The sequence below is a fragment of the Streptomyces sp. SID486 genome (assembly GCF_009865385.1).
GTDB lineage: Bacteria > Actinomycetota > Actinomycetes > Streptomycetales > Streptomycetaceae > Streptomyces.
In genome coordinates, this window is sequence record NZ_WWJT01000732.1 from 1 (window position 1) to 3,297 (window position 3,297).

General features: G+C 78.6%; 3 protein-coding genes and 1 pseudogene. 1 reads left to right on the forward strand and 3 read right to left on the reverse strand.

What is annotated here, in order from left to right:
• Positions 1-439: pseudogene (locus GT045_RS34305) on the forward strand (galactosyldiacylglycerol synthase); the annotation flags it as partial.
• Positions 440-474: 35 nt separating this feature from the next.
• On the opposite strand, the gene GT045_RS34310 reads toward GT045_RS34305, so the two are convergent.
• From GT045_RS34310 to GT045_RS34320, 3 genes are all read right to left on the reverse strand, one after another.
• Positions 475-1,242 carry a polysaccharide deacetylase family protein gene (locus tag GT045_RS34310; protein ID WP_161336582.1) on the reverse strand — a complete coding sequence of 256 codons (768 nt, stop codon included), beginning with the start codon at positions 1,240-1,242 and terminating at the stop codon, positions 475-477.
• A 7-nt stretch (positions 1,243-1,249) separates the two neighbouring features.
• Positions 1,250-2,173, reverse strand: a complete 924-nt coding sequence (locus tag GT045_RS34315) for a DMT family transporter (protein WP_161291393.1) — start codon at positions 2,171-2,173, stop codon at positions 1,250-1,252.
• An 81-nt stretch (positions 2,174-2,254) separates the two neighbouring features.
• Positions 2,255-3,118 carry an SDR family NAD(P)-dependent oxidoreductase gene (locus GT045_RS34320; protein ID WP_161336583.1) on the reverse strand — a complete coding sequence of 288 codons (864 nt, stop codon included), beginning with the start codon at positions 3,116-3,118 and terminating at the stop codon, positions 2,255-2,257.
• Positions 3,119-3,297 lie beyond the last annotated feature (179 nt).

Below are 3,297 nucleotides of genomic sequence, written 5' to 3' on the forward strand. Positions count from 1 at the left end.
CGCCGCGTCCCGGCCGGCCGGCACCGCGCGGCTGCTGGCGGCGGCCGGCTGGCTGCCGGTGGTGCTGTGCGGCCGTAACGAGCGGCTGCTGGCGCGCATGTCGCGGGAGCCCGCGGCGGTGGCCCTGGGCTGGGTCGACGACATGCCCGGGCTGCTGGCCGCGTGCCACGCCCTGGTGGACAACGCCGCCGGGCAGACCGCCGTGCAGGCCCTCGCCTCGGGGCTGCCCGTGGTCGGCCACCGTCCGCTGCCCGGTCACGGAGCGGACGGTGTACGGCGGATGGCCGACCTGGGCCTGTCCGCGCTCGCCCCGGACGGCCCCGCGTTGCTGGCCGCCCTGGCCGCGCTCCGGGAGGGCGGCGAGGAGCGCGCGGCCCGGGTGACGCGCGGCCGGGCGCTGTTCCGGTGCGACGCGATGGAGCACCTGGCGCCGGGGTGAGCGGCCGTGTCCGGGCCCGCGTACGGCCGCCGCGGTCACCTGGCGGGGGCTTCCCCCGGGGCGGGCGCCGGGGCCGGGCCGTGTGCGCGCAGCGGCCCCACCTCCAGGCCGGCCCGCCGGCAGTCCCGGACGAGGGCCGGCAGGGCGCCCAGTGCCGCGTGCCAGCAGCCGGGAGCCGAGTAACGGTCGGAGTCGTGCAGCAGGACGGTGCCGCCGCCGCGCAGGTCCGCGGCGACCCGGGCCCGCACCGACTCCGGCGTGGCGTCCGCCGTCCAGTCCCGGCCCCAGGCCGACCACAGCACCGTGCGCAGTCCGGCCCGGCGGGCGGCCCGCCAGCGGCCGGTGGTGAGGATGCCGTACGGCGGGCGGTACCACCGCGGGCGGTGCCCGGTGAGGTCGTGCACCGCGCGGACGGTCCGGGCGATCTCCTCGGCGTCACGGACGAAGGCGGGGTGCCAGGGCCGGTCGTGGCGCCAGCCGTGCACGCCCAGTTCGTGCCCGCGCCGTACGGTCTCGCGGACCACGGCCGGATGGCGCACCACGTGTTCGCCGACGAGGAAGAACGTGGCCTGTACCCCGAGCCCGTCCAGCGCGTCGAGGAAGCGCGGGGTCGACACCGGGTCCGGTCCGTCGTCGAAGGTGAGTGCGATGTGCCGGCGGCGTCCGGTGCCGGCGAGCCCGGGGAACAGCAGGGCCCGCGGGCCCGGCAGCCAGGTGGCCGCCGGGGCGATGTGGGCCGCGGCGGCAGCGGCCGGCAGCAGGAGGGCGGCCGTCCGCCGGGAACCGCCGGGCACGGGGGACATCGGTGACCTACCTCCTCGGGGTGCGCGGGACGGCGGTGGTGGAGCCGGGGGAGTCCGTCGGGTCCGTGGTGTCCCACTCCCCGGCGGCCGAGGACGCGTGGGCCAGGCCGATGCTCCCCGCCCCGATCAGGGCGATGCCGATCACCTCCGGCAGCACGTGCAGCCCCAGGCGGATGGTCTCGTCGAACAGCACCCAGCCGAGGACGACGCTGGTGAGCGCGTCGCCGAGGGTGAGCGCGGGCTGGGAGGCGGTCAGCGATCCGGCCGCGAGCGCCCCCTGGAGCAGCAGGAAGGCCACGAGACCGGCGGCGCCGGTGGCGTACAGCGACCAGTGCGTGAACATCGCCGCGGGGCCGTGCGCCAGCCGCCCCACGGCCTCCTTGAGCAGTGCCGCGGTGGTGGCGAAGGTGACCGCCGAGGCGAGGCCGAGCAACGCCGCCCGGGACGCGCCCCGGACCGGGCGGGCGGCCAGCGCGAGCAGGACCACCGCGGCGAGCGCTCCGCAGCCGCCCGGCAGCCAGGCGCCCGGCCGGGCGGTGGGCCGGCCGGGCGTCGGTGCCGCGGCCAGCAGGAACAGGGCCAGTCCTCCGGCGAGTGCGGCGAACGCCAGCCAGGTGCGGATGTCCGGGCGGCGGCGGAAGACGACACTGCCCACGGCGAGGGTGAACAGCAGCTCGGCGGCGAGCAGGGGCTGCACCAGGGACAGGCTGCCGGTGGCCAGTGCCCCGGCCTGCAGGACGCTGGACAGTGCCAGCAGCCCGGTGCCCAGGAGCCAGGAGGGACGCCGCAGCAGTCCGGCGAGCCGGCGCAGGGCCGACTGCGCCCCGCCGCCCCGGTCCGGTTCCTGCACGGCGGCCCGGCGTTGCAGCACCGAGGCGGACGCGTTGGACAGGGCCGCGAGCAGCGCCAGCACCACGGTGACGACGGTCATGACGCACCCGCCCGCGAGGGACGACGCCCCGCCGGCGCGACCCGGGCCCGACACCCCGTCCCTGCGGTGGTCACGGCCCGGTCACCCGAAACGAGCGGCGAGGCGCCGGTAGAGGCCGGGTGCCGCGCCCCGCAGCCGGGCGGGCAGACGCAGCCAGCCGGGGACGAACACCTCGTCCCTGCCGCGCAGCACGGCGGCGTGCACCGCGTCCGCGACGCGCTCGGCGGGCACGGGCCGCGGCCACGTCCGCGTGTAGGGGATGCCCCGCCGGTCGAAGAAGGGCGTGTCGACCACCCCCGGGACGACATGGCTGACGCCCACCCCGGTGCCCCGCAGCTCGTAGCGCAGGGAGTCGGCGAAGACGCCCAGAGCGGCCTTGGCCGCGGAGTAGACGGCTTCCCCCCGTACGCCCACGCTGCCGGCGAGGGACCCGACGAGCACGACGCGCCCCGAGCCGGCCGCGATCATGTGGGGCAGCACGGCGCGCACCAGGTGCACGGTGGCCAGCAGGTCGACTCCCACGATCTCGTCGATGCGCGCGGCGGGCATGCCGCTGAAGTCCCCGGCCCAGCCCACCCCGGCACCGGCCACGAGCAGGTCCACCCGACCGAGGTGGTCCAGCGTGAGGTCGGCGAGCCGGCGGCCGGCGCCGGGCCGGGTCAGGTCGGCGGGCAGCGCGAGCGCTCCGGCGAGCGCGGCCACCTGCTCCAGTCGAGTGACGTCACGCCCGTTCAGCACCAGCCGCCAGTTCCCCTCGGCGGCCAGTCGGCGCGCCACGGCCGCGCCGATGCCGGAGGAGGCACCCGTCACCAGGGCGGCACCGCCCCGGCCGGTCCGGCCGGTCCGGCCGGGGCCGGTGAGCGGGGCGGCGCGCCGGTTAGGGGCCGGGGCCGGGGCGGGCCGGGTGCCGTTCGGCGGTCCTGGTGGGGAGGGGGCATGGGACATGGTGACGACCTCACTGCGACGGCGTGCACGGGTTCGCGGACTCCGGGGCCGAACCCTCGCGGTGTATCCAGGGCGCCACACACCGAACGTCCGCGCACGGCGGGACCCGCGCCGCCGGGGCCGCGGGCCGCCCCCGGGCCCCCACCGCGGCCCTGACCACCGGCGACCACGGGCGGCCG

Excerpts from the sequence above, each read along its gene's own strand:
- GT045_RS34320 (WP_161336583.1), bottom strand. The coding sequence starts at position 3,118 with ATGTCCCATGCCCCCTCCCCACCAGGACCGCCGAACGGCACCCGGCCC.
- GT045_RS34315 (WP_161291393.1), bottom strand. The coding sequence starts at position 2,173 with ATGACCGTCGTCACCGTGGTGCTGGCGCTGCTCGCGGCCCTGTCCAAC.
- GT045_RS34310 (WP_161336582.1), bottom strand. The coding sequence starts at position 1,242 with ATGTCCCCCGTGCCCGGCGGTTCCCGGCGGACGGCCGCCCTCCTGCTG.